The 16314-nt window shown below is 68.8% G+C and carries 15 protein-coding genes and 1 riboswitch; of the genes, 9 read left to right on the top strand and 6 right to left on the bottom strand.

The annotated features are described in order from the left end of the window. The 4 genes from ACIBW9_RS31535 to ACIBW9_RS31520 all read left to right on the top strand — a co-directional run bounded on the left by ACIBW9_RS31535 (position 1) and on the right by ACIBW9_RS31520 (position 3556). Entirely contained in the window at positions 1 to 171 is a 171-nt protein-coding gene (locus ACIBW9_RS31535; RefSeq protein WP_398960422.1) for a hypothetical protein, read from the top strand. Between the two features lie 1451 nt (positions 172 to 1622). Continuing rightward, positions 1623 to 1892 (top strand): hypothetical protein, encoded by a 270-nt coding sequence (locus ACIBW9_RS31530; protein ID WP_398960421.1) that lies wholly within the window; start codon positions 1623 to 1625, stop codon positions 1890 to 1892. 18 nt (positions 1893 to 1910) lie between these two features. Next, entirely contained in the window at positions 1911 to 2414 is a 504-nt protein-coding gene (locus ACIBW9_RS31525; protein WP_398960420.1) for a DUF5994 family protein, read from the top strand. Between the two features lie 125 nt (positions 2415 to 2539). Next, positions 2540 to 3556, top strand: coding sequence for an SPFH domain-containing protein (locus tag ACIBW9_RS31520; RefSeq protein WP_398960419.1), 1017 nt, complete (start codon positions 2540 to 2542; stop codon positions 3554 to 3556). Positions 3557 to 3919: 363 nt separating this feature from the next. Here the strand turns inward: ACIBW9_RS31520 and ACIBW9_RS31515 are convergent, their stop codons facing one another. From ACIBW9_RS31515 to gcvT, 6 genes are all read right to left on the bottom strand, one after another. After that, entirely contained in the window at positions 3920 to 4312 is a 393-nt protein-coding gene (locus ACIBW9_RS31515) for a type II toxin-antitoxin system VapC family toxin (RefSeq protein ID WP_398960418.1), read from the bottom strand. Then, entirely contained in the window at positions 4309 to 4587 is a 279-nt protein-coding gene (locus ACIBW9_RS31510) for a hypothetical protein (RefSeq protein WP_398960417.1), read from the bottom strand. The genes ACIBW9_RS31515 and ACIBW9_RS31510 overlap by 4 nt, the downstream gene beginning before the upstream one ends. A gap of 1227 nt (positions 4588 to 5814) precedes the next feature. After that, a complete protein-coding gene (locus ACIBW9_RS31505) occupies positions 5815 to 7182 on the bottom strand; it encodes an L-serine ammonia-lyase (RefSeq protein WP_398960416.1) in 1368 nt (455 codons plus the stop codon). Between the two features lie 56 nt (positions 7183 to 7238). Beyond that, on the bottom strand, positions 7239 to 8516 hold the full coding sequence (gene glyA, locus ACIBW9_RS31500) for a serine hydroxymethyltransferase (protein ID WP_398960415.1): 1278 nt from the start codon (positions 8514 to 8516) through the stop codon (positions 7239 to 7241). Positions 8517 to 8530: 14 nt separating this feature from the next. Beyond that, complete coding sequence (gene gcvH, locus ACIBW9_RS31495; protein WP_099931447.1) at positions 8531 to 8908, bottom strand: glycine cleavage system protein GcvH; 378 nt, start codon at positions 8906 to 8908, stop codon at positions 8531 to 8533. Between the two features lie 130 nt (positions 8909 to 9038). Further along, positions 9039 to 10157: a glycine cleavage system aminomethyltransferase GcvT gene (gene gcvT / locus ACIBW9_RS31490; protein ID WP_398960414.1), complete on the bottom strand. Its 1119-nt coding sequence runs from the start codon at positions 10155 to 10157 to the stop codon at positions 9039 to 9041. 145 nt (positions 10158 to 10302) lie between these two features. Beyond that, a riboswitch (glycine riboswitch) is annotated at positions 10303 to 10401 on the bottom strand. Positions 10402 to 10590: 189 nt separating this feature from the next. Here gcvT and ACIBW9_RS31485 point away from each other — a divergent pair. The 5 genes from ACIBW9_RS31485 to ACIBW9_RS31465 all read left to right on the top strand — a co-directional run bounded on the left by ACIBW9_RS31485 (position 10591) and on the right by ACIBW9_RS31465 (position 16291). Then, on the top strand, positions 10591 to 11259 hold the full coding sequence (locus ACIBW9_RS31485; protein ID WP_398960413.1) for an AAA family ATPase: 669 nt from the start codon (positions 10591 to 10593) through the stop codon (positions 11257 to 11259). A gap of 82 nt (positions 11260 to 11341) precedes the next feature. Beyond that, the gene (locus tag ACIBW9_RS31480; RefSeq protein ID WP_398960412.1) at positions 11342 to 12136 is read left to right on the top strand and encodes an enhanced serine sensitivity protein SseB; all 795 of its coding nucleotides are present in this window, start codon (positions 11342 to 11344) and stop codon (positions 12134 to 12136) included. Between the two features lie 174 nt (positions 12137 to 12310). Then, positions 12311 to 13108 (top strand): enhanced serine sensitivity protein SseB C-terminal domain-containing protein, encoded by a 798-nt coding sequence (locus ACIBW9_RS31475; RefSeq protein ID WP_344404980.1) that lies wholly within the window; start codon positions 12311 to 12313, stop codon positions 13106 to 13108. A 314-nt stretch (positions 13109 to 13422) separates the two neighbouring features. Then, entirely contained in the window at positions 13423 to 14430 is a 1008-nt protein-coding gene (locus ACIBW9_RS31470) for an ABC transporter permease (protein WP_398960411.1), read from the top strand. Between the two features lie 70 nt (positions 14431 to 14500). Next, the gene (locus ACIBW9_RS31465) at positions 14501 to 16291 is read left to right on the top strand and encodes an ABC transporter substrate-binding protein (RefSeq protein ID WP_398960410.1); all 1791 of its coding nucleotides are present in this window, start codon (positions 14501 to 14503) and stop codon (positions 16289 to 16291) included. Positions 16292 to 16314: the final 23 nt, after the last annotated feature.

Genomic DNA, 16314 nt, shown 5'->3' with positions numbered 1-16314 from the left:
GTGGCGTACTTTATCCTGTTCGTCCTTGTTGCCGTCGTCCTGGGAATCATCGGCGTGACGGCCGAGGGTCTGGGATATCTGCTGATCGTCGGCATCGTGGTTCTCGTGGCCGACGTGACCGTGGTCGCCGTGCGGCTGTCCCGGCGCGCCCGGCGGCGTCCTCTCCGCTGACGGCGACGGGTGGCAGCGGATCACGCACGTCACCGCTGGAACATGCCGGGCCGAGGCCACGGCGCCCGCCCCGGCCGGAATGCACGGTGACGCGCGCCTCGGCCGACTTCGGGGAGTTCCTTGCGGGCGGGGTTTCCCGGCACCCCGGCCGCGCAGGAGCGCCGAGGAGGACGCGGTGCCTTCGATCTGTCTGTCTGTGGCGAACGATCCTCAAGTCCCCGCGGTCGTCGGGTTGGGCGGCGCTGTGGGGCAGTGGTTGCTGGGTGCAAGCATCGACAGGACGGGGCCTCGGGGGCGTCGGTCGGTACCCCGGATCTGCATGTGCTCAACGGCACGGCCGGTAACTGCACGGCGGGGTCGTGGTGGGCCTGCTGACGACCGGACGCTTCCCCGCGCGGTGTGCGCCGCCCGCGAAGTCCCAGTGCTGCAGCCGGACGAGCGCGGAACGCTGGGGAAGTGGGCGGGAGGCTCACGTCCGCTGTAGGAGCTGCTTCAGCGGCTGCCCCCGCCGGGGAAGCGGTCGGCGTCGCCCCGAGCACCGCTGTCGTGCTGATCACGGGCGAGGTGCCGGTGCCGAGTGGGTCAGGGCGATGCGGAGCCTTCGCAGAGCTGTGGTGACCGAGTGGCCTCCTGTCCCGCCGGTCTTCCTCCCGAAGGGGAGCTGTGGGATCGGGTCGGTCGTACGAACAGCTCGGCGTGGGAGGCCGTCAGATGGTCCGTCAGCTTCTGAAAAGTGCCTGGTAACGCGGTCTCGGCTGTGTTCGCGCCCATGGCGCGCCCCTCACTGCCACAGACGGCCGACCTCGGCAGCCGATCGGTGCCCGGATGCTCGGCGTCGGCCCGTCGACTTCCCACACTTGTACGGATCGCGTCCGTGGAACGGCCCGCCGGAGGAGTAGGCTGATGTCACCGAGGGTATTTCGCGCACCGGCCTCCATGCTTGTGTCGTTTTCGGCGATTGATTTCACCGGGCCGGTCCGACCGGCCCGGAGCAGGGTTCGCATCATGAGAGCGACCGTTTCGTACGCGCCGGCAATCGAACACCGGCCCTCTTCTCCGTCTCTTCGCATGGCGCCGGCTCTCACCGGTTCGGTTCCGGCTCTGCTGGACGGCGCCCGGTGGTACCACTCCTGTTATCCGGGGGCGGAACTTCCCTCATCGACTGCCCTGCTCGACCCACAGACGACTCCCGTCTCGGCCGCGTGGCTGATGGCCGCCGTGAGTGGTCCACTGCGCGTGTCAAGCACGGGCCGACTGATGGAGGAGGCAGCGCGTCTGCGCACCGTGACGGCGGCCGAACGGGCCGTGGAAGCCGTCTGGGATGCCGAAGGAGGCCGTGAGGCCCCCGGTCCGGCCTCACGTCCACGGATCCCGGCAGTCACTGCTCCGGTACTCACCATTCCGGCAGTCGCCTCGCCGACACCGAATCCGGCAAAGGGCAGGTGAGGGTCATGGAGACCTTCGTGACCGTGATGGCGCTTCTGGCGATGGTCGCTGTGGGCGTGCTCCTGATCCACCTGCTCAACGACCAGCACGACGAGCGCATCGCCGTTTTCCACTACGGCCGCTCCCGGTTGACGGCCCGGGGGGCGGCACCATCGGCCCCGCAGAAACCTCGCGGTCGTGCCGGAACGAATGGCGCCGGCGATCGCCGCGACCACCGCGACGGGGGACGCGGACGGCTCCGGCCACGGCGCCGGACCCGGACGGCGGGGAAGTGAGTCGCCATGCTCCACGCCATGCATTCCGTGAAGCTTCTGGCAGACACCAGCGGTGAGCCGGTGCTTCCCGGCACCGCGGTCCTGCGGATGGAGACCACAGCCAGGCGCACGGGGACGTTCGACGGCGCCTGGTGGCCGCGGACACGCGACCTCAAGAGCCAGCTGTCGGCTCTCCTCACCGCGCTGACGGCACGCCTGGGCCCCATCGCCCGCGTGGGTCTCGACGCGAGCGACTGGGACGGGGCCCCGGGCCATCTGTTCGTCGACGGGCACATGGTGCGTATCGACTGGTCCGCCGTGGGCGACCACACCATGATCGTCACCCGTGGCGACCAGGACCACTTCCTGTTCCTGGTGATCCCGCCGGGGGCCGGTATCGGCCCCGCGCACGACGCGATGGTCATGGCCGTACAGGACGACAACGACGTCTCTGCCGAGCGGATTCTGGCCGCCACCGGCATCACCGGGGCCGGCCCGAGCGACGTACCGCAGAGTTCTCCCGGCCGAGCCGGGCCGACGTAGCAGAGCCTCAACAGCAGCCCGGGACCCCGGCCGCACCCACGGGCACAGGCCGGGGTCCTCCCGTGCCGGATGCTTCCCGGACCGCTCGGTCCGGGACCGTCATCGACGTAAGGAATGTGAGAACCATGGGTGTTCTGATCACTGTGCTGGTGGTGTTCGCCGTGGCCGGGCTGGTCCTGCTGGCCCTGAGCCTGCGCAACGTCCAGCAGTACGAGAAGGGCGTGGTGTTCCGCTTCGGGCGGCTGCTGCCGGACATCCGCGGGCCCGGACTGCGTGTCATCCGGCCGATCGGGGACCGGATGCGGAAGGTCTCCGTCCAGACCGAGGTGCTGGGCATCCCGCCGCAGGGGTCCATCACCGCCGACAACGTGACGCTCACCGTGGACGCGGTCGTCTACTTCCGGGTCATCGACCCGGTCAAGGCCCTGGTGAACGTCCGCAATTACCCCAGCGCCGTCTCCCAGATCGCCCAGACCTCGCTGCGCGCGGTCATCGGCAGGGCGGATCTGGACACGCTCCTCTCCGACCGCGACCACATCAACGCGGAGCTCAAGAAGGTGATGGACGCCCCCACCGAGGAACCGTGGGGACTGCGCATCGAGCGGGTGGAGATCAAGGACATCGCCCTTCCGCAGTCGATGATGCGCTCCATGTCCAAGCAGGCTGAGGCCGAGCGTGAACGCCGTGCCCGGGTCATCGCCGCCGACGGTGAGTTCCAGGCGTCCCAGCGTCTGAGTGACGCCGCGGCGACCATGGCCGACACTCCGGGCGCGCTCCAACTGCGCCTCCTGCAGACCGTGGTGGACGTCTCGGCGGAGAAGAACAGCACCCTGGTCATGCCGTTCCCGGTGGAGATGCTCCGCTTCTTCGAGCACCAGAGCCGGGAGACCGACGGCGAATCCATCCACCGGAAGATCCCGCGCCCCGCGCTCCCTGAGCGTCCGGAGCGCCCGGAACCCGATGAACTCCCCGAACCGATCACCTCTGTCCAACCGACTGCGCCCGCCTTCCCGCTGAGCGGAGAACGGGTCGGCTCCCACGGAGAACGGATCGGCAGTCGCGCGGCAGTGGCGCGGGAACGGCGGGACAACTGGCCTGCCCACGCGGACTCCGACTCCGAAGCGTCACATGCCGGCGGTTGATCCCCGCCCGATCCCGGGCGGTCGGCGGTGGTCACCCGATGCGGACGCGGCAGTGTCCCTGGTGTTCGGCAGGGCGTGCCGTCGTACGCATCCGCTCTGATTACCAGTATCCGGCTGGCTCAGCGGTGATCACCTCGCCGGTGATGTCACGCATCAGCTCATTCAGCATGCTCTCCATCACGCTCGGCGCTCGTACCGGTCCCCGGCCAGTGCCTGCGCGAGCGCGTCCCGCAGGTACCCCTGAGCTGAGGCTGGGGCCCCGGTGCTGCCGACGGTCCGGACCGTGCGGAAAGACAGAAACGGACAGAACCGTGTCGATCAGGCGGCAGTCGGAGTCCGTGGTCGGCCCGGCATCGCATTGCGTCAGATCTTGATCACACGTACGTCGGGGCCGCACAGCACCAGGAGGTCCTCGGGGTCTGACGTCAGGACGGTCGCGGGGGGCGGGGAGGCCATCGCGGTGGCGGCGACGATCGCGTCGAGGGCGTACTTGTGGCCGTGCAGGCCGGCTGCGGCGAGGAGTTTGCTCGCGTGGCGGGCGATGGCTTCAGTGGGCGGGACGATGTTGACGCGGGAGACGGCGTAGTCGAAGCGGGCCTGGTCGGTCTTGGGGTCGCGGGCTTCGACGAGGGTGACGGAGCTCGTGACGACGCGGATGTCCTCTGCCTCGGCGGCGGCCAGCCACTCGGTGAGCTCGGGGGTGCGGTGAACGAGTTTGGACAGACCCTCGCAGTCCAGGACGAGGGTGCCGCTCACGCGGCGTCCGCCGAGCCTGCTGCGTCACCGCGCAGGATCGCCCGTTTGGCATCGACCGCGGCCTGGTCGACCGGGCCGTGTTCGGCTTCGGCGTCCTCGATGAGTTCGCGTAGCCGGTCGCGTTCCAGTTGGCGCTGGATGAGGGCTTCGACGTAGGCGGACATGCCGCGCTTGCCGGTGCGTGCCTTGAGGGCGGCGATGGTGCCTTCGTGGAGGGAGACGGAGACCGGGCGGACGGGGCCTTCTCCGGGGGCGGGGTCGGGGATGGTGGCCATGGAGTCATTTTAACAAAACTCTTGTTATTGGCAGGGTGGTTCTGCGGTGTTGCCGCTTGACCGGAGGCGGTGACGGATTGCCTCGCGACCGGGTCGTCACCGCCGACTTGCTCGCTCCACATCGATGTACCGGAGCCCGCAGGCATGGATGTGCCGACGGCTGCGACACCCAAGGCGGACATGGGCCGTCCCTCGTCGAGCTGCTGCTGCTCTGCTCGGTGACGTGAAGAATGCGGGCCAGAGACCTGCGAATGACGGCGATCGTCTCGTGTGTGCGATCTCGACAAGCTGTGCCGGCATGGTGCCAACGAGGGGTCGCTCAGGGCAGAGGCCTTGCCTCGCCGAGGGGTGGGGAGCGCGAGCGGAGCGCGGACGCCTGTGGACGAGGCAACACGCCATGTGAGTAGCGGGACTGTGATCGGCGCTCTGATCTGCGAAAACAGGATCTGATGCGATCGCGTGGCACATCCCGTCACGATCTCTGCCGCCCTCGTAATGCGTAGGTCTCGGGTTCGAATCCCGAAGGCGGCTCAGCTCTGGGCCGGGGTCAGATGGCCTCTGACCTGGCTTTTTGTGCTGATTCGCTGATGGTTGGTCAGCTTGTTGAGTGACGGCGCCTGAGCTTTGACCTGGTCGTTTGTATACGGGGGTGTCTCCGTCGGCGACAGTCGGGAATGCCGGGCGTGTCGACGGCCGGGGCGGGGCGGGCGAGGCAGGGCGACCGCCAAATACTGGGGCCCAGCGGTGACGGCGCGAGGGGCCCGTGCGCACACGGCCAGCAGATCCCCGTGCGCCGTCTCCGGGGCGTCTGCCCGCCGGTACACCCCACGGGATAGTTCGTCTATACGAGCTTCTGCGACCAAGTGCGCCAGATCGCGGGGGGAGAGCAGGGCCTGACGCGCTTGTGCCGTCGTGAATGTGGGGGAGAGGCCGGCCAGCCGCTGTTCCAGGCGCGAGTTTTCCGCAGCGTCCATGTATCGAATGGGACCCCTCAGGTGGGCCCAGGGGATCGATTTAGCACGTCCAGTGGTGGGTGAGCGCTGAATCCGGCGTTGATCACATACCGCGAACCCGCAGGTCACGAGGCGCTTCCAGGGGGGCTTCCCAGGGACTTTTCAGGGACTTTCACGTCTGTCTCAGGGACGTTTCGGGGACTTTCCGCCGCGTAAGCAGGGAAGCCCCTGACAGCGCTGAAAGATACGAACACGCTGGTCAGAGCCCACCCCCTCAGCACTCGATGATGTTCACCGCCAGCCCGCCCCGCGCCGTCTCCTTGTACTTCACGCTCATGTCCGCGCCGGTGTCCTTCATCGTCTTGATGACCTTGTCCAGGGACACCTTGTGGGAGCCGTCGCCGCGCATCGCCATCTTCGCCGCCGTGACCGCCTTGACGGCGGCCATGCCGTTGCGCTCGATGCAGGGGATCTGGACCAGGCCGCCGACCGGGTCGCAGGTGAGGCCGAGGTTGTGTTCCATGCCGATCTCGGCGGCGTTCTCCACCTGTTCGGGGGAGCCGCCGAGCACCTCCGCGAGCGCGCCCGCGGCCATCGAGCACGCGGAGCCGACCTCGCCCTGGCAGCCGACCTCGGCGCCGGAGATGGAGGCGTTCTCCTTGAAGAGCATGCCGATGGCGCCTGCCGCGAGGAGGAACCGGACGACGCCGTCCTCGTCGGCGCCCGGCACGAAGTTGATGTAGTAGTGCAGCACCGCCGGGATGATGCCCGCCGCGCCGTTCGTGGGGGCGGTGACCACGCGGCCGCCCGCCGCGTTCTCCTCGTTCACCGCCATCGCGTAGAGCGTGATCCACTCCATGGCATGCGCCAACGGGTCGCCCTCGGCGCGCAGTTGGCGGGCGGAGACCGCGGCCCGGCGCCGTACCTTCAGACCGCCGGGCAGGATGCCCTCGCGGGACATGCCGCGGGACACGCACGCCTGCATGACCCGCCAGATGTCCAGGAGCCCCGAGCGGATCTCGTCCTCGGTGCGCCAGGCCCGCTCGTTCTCCAGCATCAGCGCGGAGATGGAAAGGCCCGTCTCCTTCGTCAGGCGCAGCAGCTCGTCACCCGTGCGGAAGGGGTACTTCAGCACCGTGTCGTCCAGCTTGATGCGGTCCTGGCCGACCGCGTCCTCGTCGACGACGAAGCCGCCGCCCACCGAGTAGTACGTCTTCGACAGCAGCTCCGTGCCCGAGGCGTCGAACGCCCACAGGGTCATGCCGTTCGCGTGGTACGGGAGGGCCTTGCGGCGGTGCAGTTTCAGGTCGTCGTCGAAGGAGAACGGGATCTCGTGCTCGCCGAGGAGCCGGATCCGGCCGGACGACTTGATCTCGGCCACCCGCTCGTCCGCCGTCTCCACGTCCACCGTCCGCGGTGAGGCGCCCTCCAGGCCGAGCAGCACCGCCTTGGGGGTGCCGTGGCCGTGGCCGGTCGCGCCCAGGGAGCCGTACAGCTCGGATCGTACGGACGCGACGGAGCCCAGCAGCTCCTCGTTGCGCAGACGTCGCGCGAACATGCGGGCCGCGCGCATCGGTCCCACCGTGTGGGAGCTCGACGGGCCTATGCCGATCGAGAACAGGTCGAAGACCGAGATGGCCACGGGAACTCCTCCGAAAAGGGTGGGGGCACACGTCGTCGGGTGCCCCCACCGGGGAACTACTTGTTCAGGCCGGGGTACAGCGGGTGCTTGTCGGCAAGCGCCTTGACCCGGACCTTGAGCGCCTCGACGTCGGCCCCCTGGAAGGGAGAAGGCGCCTTCAGCGCCTCGGCGATGACGTCCGCGACCTCGGCGAAGTCCTCGGCGGTGAAGCCGCGGCCGGCCAGGGCCGGGGTGCCGATCCGCAGACCCGAGGTCACCATCGGCGGGCGCGGGTCGTTGGGGACGGCGTTGCGGTTGACCGTGATGCCGACCTCGTGCAGACGGTCCTCGGCCTGCTGCCCGTCCAGCTCGGAGTGGCGCAGGTCGACGAGGATCAGGTGCACGTCGGTGCCGCCGGACAGCACGTTCACTCCCGCCTCACGGGCGTCGTCCGCGGTCAGCCGCTCGGCGAGGATGCGCGCACCGTCCACCGTACGCCGCTGCCGGTCCTTGAACTCCTCGCTCGCGGCGACCTTGAAGGACACCGCCTTCGCCGCGATCACATGCTCCAGCGGACCGCCCTGGAAGCCCGGGAAGACGGACGAGTTCAGCTTCTTCGCGAAGTCCTGGCGGGCCAGGATGATGCCGCCGCGCGGGCCGCCCAACGTCTTGTGGGTGGTGGAGGTGACCACGTCCGCGTGCTCGACCGGGTTGGGGTGCAGCCCGGCGGCCACCAGGCCGGCGAAGTGCGCCATGTCCACCCACAGGTACGCCCCGACCTCGTCCGCGATCCGCCGGAACTCGGCGAAGTCCAGCTGACGCGGATACGCCGACCAGCCCGCGATGATCACCTTGGGGCGGTGCTCCTTGGCCAGCCGCTCCAGCTCGGCCATGTCGACCAGGCCGGAGTCGTCCACGTGGTAGGCGACCACGTTGAACTGCTTGCCGGAGAAGTTCAGCCGCATCCCGTGGGTCAGGTGGCCGCCGTGGGCGAGGTCCAGGCCCAGGATGGTGTCGCCGGGCTGGGCCAGCGCGAACAGCGCGGCCTGGTTGGCGGAGGCGCCGGAGTGCGGCTGCACGTTGGCGTACTCGGCGCCGAACAGCTCCTTGACCCGGTCGATGGCGATCTGCTCGACGACGTCGACGTGCTCGCAGCCGCCGTAGTAGCGCCGTCCCGGGTATCCCTCGGCGTACTTGTTGGTCAGGACCGAGCCCTGGGCCTCCATCACCGCCAGCGGCGCGAAGTTCTCCGAGGCGATCATCTCGAGGGTGGACTGCTGGCGGTGCAGCTCGGCGTCGACCGCGGCGGCGATGTCCGGGTCGAGCTCGTGCAGGGGCGTGTTCAGTACGGACATGCGTCTACGGCTCCTCAGCCGGCGTTCTGGGCGGTGTACTCGTCGGCGGAGAGCAGATCGGCCGGCTCCTCCGTGACGCGGACCTTGAAGAGCCAGCCGCCCTCGAAGGGAGCCGAGTTGACCAGGGACGGGTCGTTCACCACGTCCTCGTTGATCTCGGTGACCTCACCGGTGACGGGGGAGTACAGGTCGCTGACCGACTTGGTCGACTCCAACTCGCCGCAGGTCTCGCCCGCGGTCACGGCGGAGCCCACCTCGGGAAGCTGGGCGTAGACGACATCGCCGAGCGCGTTGGCCGCGAACTCCGTGATGCCGACCGTCGAGACGCCGTCCTCGGCGGCCGACAGCCACTCGTGCTCCTTGCTGTAACGCAGCTGCTGGGGGTTGCTCATGGCCTGAATTCTCCTGTACGCGGTGGAGTGCTGATGAATGAGGGACTGCGGAAAACGCGTGTGAGCAGCGGAAATGTGGGCGGGGTCGCGTCCGGGGCCGGAGCCCCCCTCGCCCAGTCTCAGCCAGTGTCTACTTCTGCCGCTTGTAGAACGGCAGCGCCACGACCTCGTACGGCTCGTGGCTGCCCCGGATGTCCACGCCGACACCCTCGGTGCCCGGCGCCGCATGCGCCGCGTCGACGTACGCCATCGCGATCGGCTTGCCCAGCGTGGGGGAGGGGGCCCCGGAGGTGACCTCGCCGATCACCTCGCCGCCCGCGACCACGGCGTACCCGGCGCGCGGGACCCGACGGCCCTCGGCGACCAGGCCGACGAGGACGCGCGGCGGGTTCTCCGCAGCCCTGGCGGCCGCCTCCTGGAGCGCCTCGCGCCCCACGAAGTCGCCCTCCTTCTCGAACTTCACCACCCGGCCGAGCCCGGCGTCGAACGGCGTGAGCGAGGTGGACAGTTCATGCCCGTACAGCGGCATGCCCGCCTCCAGGCGCAGGGTGTCCCGGCAGGACAGCCCGCAGGGCACAAGGCCGGCCGGTGCGCCGGCGTCGGTCAGCGCCTGCCACAGCTTCTCGGCGTCCGCGGGGGCGACGAACAGCTCGAAGCCGTCCTCGCCGGTGTAGCCGGTGCGCGCGATGAGGGCGGGGACGCCGGCGACGGTGCCGGGCAGGCCGGCGTAGTACTTCAGACCGTCGAGGTCGGCGTCGGTGAGCGACTTGAGAATGCCCGGGGACTCGGGGCCCTGCACGGCGATCAGCGCGTAGTTGTCCCGGTCGTCGCGCACCTCGGCGTCGAAGCCGGCCGAACGCTCCACCAGGGCGTCCAGCACCACCTGGGCGTTGGAGGCGTTGGCGACGACCATGTACTCGGACTCCGCGAGCCGGTAGACGATCAGGTCGTCGAGGATGCCGCCGTCGGCCCGGCAGATCATGGTGTAGCGGGCGCGGCCGACGCCGACGGAGGCGATGTTGCCGACCAGGGCGAAGTTCAGGAGCTGGGCGGCCTGCGGGCCGGTCACGGTGATCTCGCCCATGTGGGAGAGATCGAAGAGCCCGGCCTTCGTCCGCACGGCGAGGTGCTCGTCGCGCTCGGAGCCGTAGCGCAGGGGCATGTCCCAGCCGGCGAAGTCGGTCATCGTCGCGCCGAGCGAGCGATGCAGGGCATCGAGCGCGGTGTGACGGGGTTCGGTGCTGCTCATCGGACGGTCGTCTCCCAGGCAGAGTGCATGACGGGCGAGGTCGTTCCTCCCCATCTGTCATCGGAACCTGAGAGGTTCGCCATGAAGTCATGGCTTGCACCTTGGGTGGGGCCACCGGATCCGGTGGCCCGCTTTTCAGATGTGCCTCGCCCGCGCGGTAACGGGGCCTGAGAGATTCAAGGGAGGGACTTGCTCCTTCGGCGCCCGGCAGACTCTGCTGCCGGGACTCTCCCGCGCGGATTCAAACGGCCGGTATGCAGTTGCGCGCACATCATTGCACGCGCCCCCTCCTCCTCGGCACCTCTTCTCTGTCCCCTCCTCTTTGTGACTGGGCTGTGGCCGGAACCGAACACAACCGCGAGACGTCCTGCATTACCTTCCCTTTACAAAGAGTGGGGAGAAGCTTTCCTGACCCCCAGGAAGGACGATCACGGTGAACAGGACCACGGTGTACGCCACGACCTCGGCCGTCGCGCTGCCCAAGCAGCCCGCGGCCCCGGCCAAGGATGTGTGCGGTGCCTGCCCGGCACCCGTGGTCCGCGATCTGCGCGACCGCTCGGGGCACAGCCCGCACGCCCTGCTCTTCGGCCCTCGTGACCTGGTGGTGGTCACCGGCCTGCCCGGCAGCGGCAAGTCCACGCTGATGGAGCGCGCGGTCCGCGGCATCCGCATCGACTCCCAGGACGCCCGCGACCGCTGGGAGGCCCGCACGCCCCGCTTCCTGCCCTACGCGCTCTACCGGCCCCTCGTCCGCCTCGCCCACTACGCCGGACTGCGCCGCGCCCTGCGCAGCGGCGAAGGGGTCGTCGTGCACGACTGCGGTACGCAGGCCTGGGTGCGCGGCTGGCTGGCCCGAGAGGCCCGGCGCCGCGGCGGCACCCTGCATCTGCTGCTGCTCGACGTCACGCCCGGCACGGCCCTGGAGGGCCAGCGCGAGCGTGGCCGCGGTGTCTCGCGCTACGCCTTCCTGCGCCACCGCACGGCGGCGGCCCGGCTGATCCGCGCGGTCGAGCGGGGCGACCTGCCCGAGGGCGTCGGCTCGGCGGTGCTGCTGGACCGGGACGCGGCGGACGTGCTGCGCAGGATCGGTTTCACGGGGTGACGCACGACCCAACCCCTTTGTCCCTCCCAGCCGCTAGCCTTTCCAGCCACAGCAGTGGTTCTCAGCAGGCGGTCGGACACAGATGGACTTCGCAGCGGATCTTCCCGCGGACTTTCCCTTGCAGGCGCACCCCCATCCGCACGGCGGATGGCCCGGCAACGAGCTGGAGGAGGTGCTGTCGGCCTCCCTCGGCATACCCTCGGCGGGCGGCCGGATCATCGAGGTGCTCGGCCGCAGCTTCGTCTGGGTACCGCTGCCGAACGGCGGCGACCTGAACAGCGGCCCCGTCGACCTGCCCACGCTGGAGATCGAGGGCCAGGCCTATGTGCCGGTCTTCAGCTCCGAGGAGCAGTTCCGGCAGGTGGTCGGCTCCCACATGGCGTACACGATCGCCCCGGCCGTCGAGTTCGCCCGCGGACTGCCGCCGCAGGTCGGCCTCGCCGTGAACCCGGACGGCGTGGTCGGCATCCCGCTCCCGCCGCCCGCCGTGGCCGAACTCTGCCGCGTGGGCCGCACCCCGCTGGACGGCCCCGCCTCCGGTGGCCGCGTCAAGCTCTTCGAGCCGGACTGGCAGGACGACCCGATCGACTTCCTCGCCGCGGCCTCCGCCGAGTTCGCCGGGACCGGCGTCGTCGTCACCGCCCGCCGCTGCCTCGCCGCCATCGAGACGTCGGACCCGGTGATGTTCGTGGGCGTCGAGCTCTCCCAGCGGGAGGGTGACATCAGAGCCCTGCCCCTGGAGGCCCTGAGCCGGGCCATCACCAGAACCCCCACCCCGTGGCCCGTCAACCTGGTCCTCCTGGACGTGACGGACGACCCGGTGGCGACCTGGATGCGCGAACGGGTACGCCCTTTCTATACGAGGGATCACCTGTAGAACGCCGCGAGGGGCAGCCACCCCGGGGGGCGCGGGGCAGTATCGCTATGCGGCTCCGCCGCGTGGGCACGACCAGCCACGACGCACCCGCACTCGCCAACACACCACAAGCCTCGAGTTCTTAGGCGCTTAAGCTTGTGTCCACGCGGGGCAACCATGAGAAGGGGCACACACGTGAGCGCCAGCGGCACCACGACCGGGACGGTCGAGAACATGCTGCGCCAGGTGACGCCGGGGCGCTACGACGCCTACGAGGCACTCCTCCGCGCACTCGCGACTCCTGGCTCCGGCCAGGTCTGGATGCTCCTGTGGCACGGCCAGGCGGGCTCCCCGGACGCCCAGTACGGAAACATGGAGGTCGACGGCTACGGCTACGCGCCCTGCGTCACCTCGGCGCAGGAGCTGAGCGCCAGCGGCTGGAACAGATCGTACGAAGTGGTCGACGGCCTTGACGTCGCCCGGACCCTGTACCCCGACCACTTCGGCCTCTGGCTCAATCCGCACGCCCCGGGCGGTGGCGTGGGCATCCCCTGGCTGGACCTGCGCCGTATCGCCACCGGTCTGGAGCGCCAGGCGGCCGGTCCGCTGCGGATGTCGGAACCCGCGATCGAGATCCCGCAGTTCTACGCCCTGCTCGTGCAGAACGCCCACCGCACCCCGGCCGTCCGCTCGCTGCGCCGCGCCTGGGTGCAGCCGGCGCTCGGAGCGCCGTATCTCGCCATCGGCCTCGACGTGTACGACACCAGTCCGCCCGCGGTGGACTCGGTGCGGGCGATGATGCAGCAGTCCATCGGCGCCGTCCCGGACGGACTGCCGGTGTCGACGGTGGCGATGTCCGACGAGTACGACCCCGTCGCGCTGTGGATGCGGGCGAGCGCCCGCCCCTTCTACGACCGCGAGGCCCACGCGGCCGCTCCGGCCCAGGCCCCGGCGGCCGGGTACGGGTACCCACCGGTGCATGGCGGATACTGAGACGCAGGCCTGGTCCATACCAGGTCGGGAGTCGATCTGCGCGCGTAGATAGCGCCGGAAGATACTATAACGTGAAGTATGTCCAAAATAATCCCCGTCCGGCCGCCGTTACCCGGTGTCCGGATAACGGAACCCTCCAGCCCGCATCACGTTTACGCATCCTTTCACCGCCAAGTCTGGCAACAGATCGCCAAAGCGTTGAAGACTCCCGCTCCAGGGGACTTCGTCCCTGTGTACGACGGACTGATCACGCCGCCACAGCGGCAAGCGCGGGCCGGCTACCGCCGGTTGAATCGAAGAGGGGTCCCTGCCTGATGACGGCACCATTGCACGAGCCGACCGCGGAAGCAGCCCCCAGCGCGGCCGAGGAAGCGGCGGTCGCCACCGCGGGCGACAAGGCCGTACAGGGGCGTTCCCTGGGCCGGATCGCCTGGGAGCGCCTGAAGAGGGACAAGCTCGCCCTCACAGGCGGCATCGTCGTGCTCGTACTCGTCGTGGTGGCGCTGCTCGCACCGGTGATCACCAGCCTCTACGGGCAGGACCCCGACGTCTACCACGAGAGCCTGATCGACCCGCTGTTCAGCACCCCCAAGGGGTCGCTCGGCGGCATCAGCGGCGACCACTGGCTGGGCGTCGAGCCGGTCAACGGCCGCGACATCTTCGCGCGCATCCTCTACGGCGCCCGGATCTCTCTCCTGGTCGGCTTCCTGTCCGCGATCGTCGCCGTCGTGCTCGGCACGATCCTCGGCATCCTGGCCGGCTTCTTCGGCGGCTGGGTCGACTCGGTCATCAGCCGCGTCATGGACGGCCTGCTGGCCTTCCCGCAGCTGCTCTTCATCATCGCGCTGGTCTCCGTCATGCCGAACGAGATGCTCGGCCTGAGCGGCTCCAGCGTGCGCGTGTTCGTGATGATCCTGGTCATCGGCTTCTTCGGCTGGCCCTACATCGGACGCGTGGTGCGCGGCCAGACCCTCTCGCTGCGCGAGCGCGAGTACGTCGAGGCGGCCCGATCGCTGGGTGCCGGGCGGTTCTACATCCTGTTCAAGGAACTGCTGCCCAACCTCGTCGCCCCGATCATCGTCTACACGACGATGATGATCCCCACCAACATCCTCACCGAGGCGGCACTCAGCTTCCTGGGCGTGGGCGTCAAGCCCCCCACGTCCTCCTGGGGGCAGATGCTCTCGACCGCGATCGACTACTACGACTCGGACCCCATGTACATGGTGGTCCCCGGCGTGGCGATCTTCATCACCGTTCTGGCCTTCAACCTCTTCGGCGACGGCGTGCGGGACGCGCTCGACCCGAAGGGATCGCGCTGAACTGCCGTACCCCAAGCGTCCCGTGAGCACTCCCACGGGGTCTCTCATCAAAACCGGAGGAACCGAGATCGTGACTACCCAACGCACCTCAGGGCGGCGCAAGCAGGCGTTGGCCGCTGCTGCCGCGGTCGCCGGCATGCTGACCATGGCGGCGTGCGGCGGCGGCAGCGACAGCGGCGGTTCGAAGACGGGTGCGGCCGGCTTCGACGCGGCGAACAACAAGGTTGCCCAGGCCGATCAGGTCAAGAAGGGCGGCACGCTGAAGTTCGTCACCCCGCAGGACGCCGACTCGTGGGACACCACGCGTGGTTACTACGGCTTCATGTGGGACTTCGCGCGCTACTACAGCCGCCAGCTGCTCACCTACAAGACCGAGCCGGGCGCCAAGGGCGCGGAGGTCACCCCCGACCTCGCCACGGACGAGGGTCAGGTCTCGACCGACGGCAAGACCTACACCTTCCACCTGCGTGACGGGATCACCTGGGAGGACGGCAAGCCGATCACCTCCCAGGACATCAAGTACGGCATCGAGCGCGTCTGGGCGCAGGACGTCCTGTCCGGCGGTCCGATCTACCTGCAGCAGATGCTCGACCCGAACAACACCTACAAGGGTCCCTACAAGGACACCTCGAAGGACAAGCTCGGCCTGAAGGCGATCGACACGCCCGACGCCAAGACGATCGTCTTCCACCTGCCGAAGCCCAACTCGGACTTCAAGCAGGTGCTGGCGATGGTCACCGCCTCGCCGGTCCGCCAGGACAAGGACACCAAGTCCAAGTACGGCCTGAAGCCGTTCTCCTCCGGCCCGTACAAGTTCGAGTCCTACAGCCCGGGCAAGTCGCTGGTGCTGGTGCGCAACACCGAGTGGAAGGCGTCCTCGGACCCGGTCCGCAAGGCGTACCCGGACAAGATCACTCTGGACATCTCCACCAACCAGAGCGACATGGACCAGCGTCTGATCAACGGCGACTACGACATCGACGCCAGCCAGACGGGCCTCGGCCCGCAGGGCCGCACCATCGCCCTGAAGCAGCACAAGGACAACCTGGACAACCCGGTCTCCGGCTTCATCCGCTACGCGGTCTTCCCGCAGAGCGTCAAGCCGTTCGACAACATCGACTGCCGCAAGGCCGTGATCTACGCCGCCGACCACGTGTCGCTGCAGACCGCGCGCGGTGGCCCGATCGCCGGTGGTGACATCGGCACCAACATGCTCCCGCCGTCGATCCCCGGTGGCGAGGGCCAGAAGTACGACCCGTACAAGATCGCCGGTGCCAACAAGAACGGCAACGACGACCTGGCCAAGCAGGCGCTGAAGGCCTGCGGCCAGCCGAACGGCTTCAAGACCACCATCGCCGTCCGCAACAACAAGACGCAGGAGGTGGCCACGGCCACGTCCCTGCAGGCGGCGCTGAAGAAGGTCGGCATCCAGGCCGACATCTACCAGTACGACGGCTCGCAGAGCGCCGGCATCATCGGCTCCCCGTCGAACGTGGCGAAGAAGAAGCTCGGCATCATCATCATGGGCTGGGGCCCGGACTTCCCGACCGTCCAGGGCTACGGCATCCCGCTGTGGAGCAGCCACTACATCCTGCAGAGCGGCAACAACAACTACGCTCTGATCAAGGACAAGACGATCGACGGTCTGTTCGACCAGTACAACGGCGAACTGAACGAGGCGAAGAAGACCCAGATCGCCACGGAGATCAACCACAAGGTGAGCGAGGGCGCGTACTACCTGCCCTTCACCTTCGAGCGGCTCCTGAACTGGCGTTCCTCGCGGATCGGCAACGTGTACACGACGAACGCCTACAGCGGCTACTACGACTTCGTCAACATCGGTCTGAAGTCCTCGAAGTAATCCCGGCACACCCGCCGTACGGC

The sequence above is a fragment of the Streptomyces sp. NPDC049541 genome (assembly GCF_044465725.1).
Lineage (GTDB): Bacteria > Actinomycetota > Actinomycetes > Streptomycetales > Streptomycetaceae > Streptomyces.
This window is presented reverse-complemented; position numbering and strand designations above follow the sequence as displayed.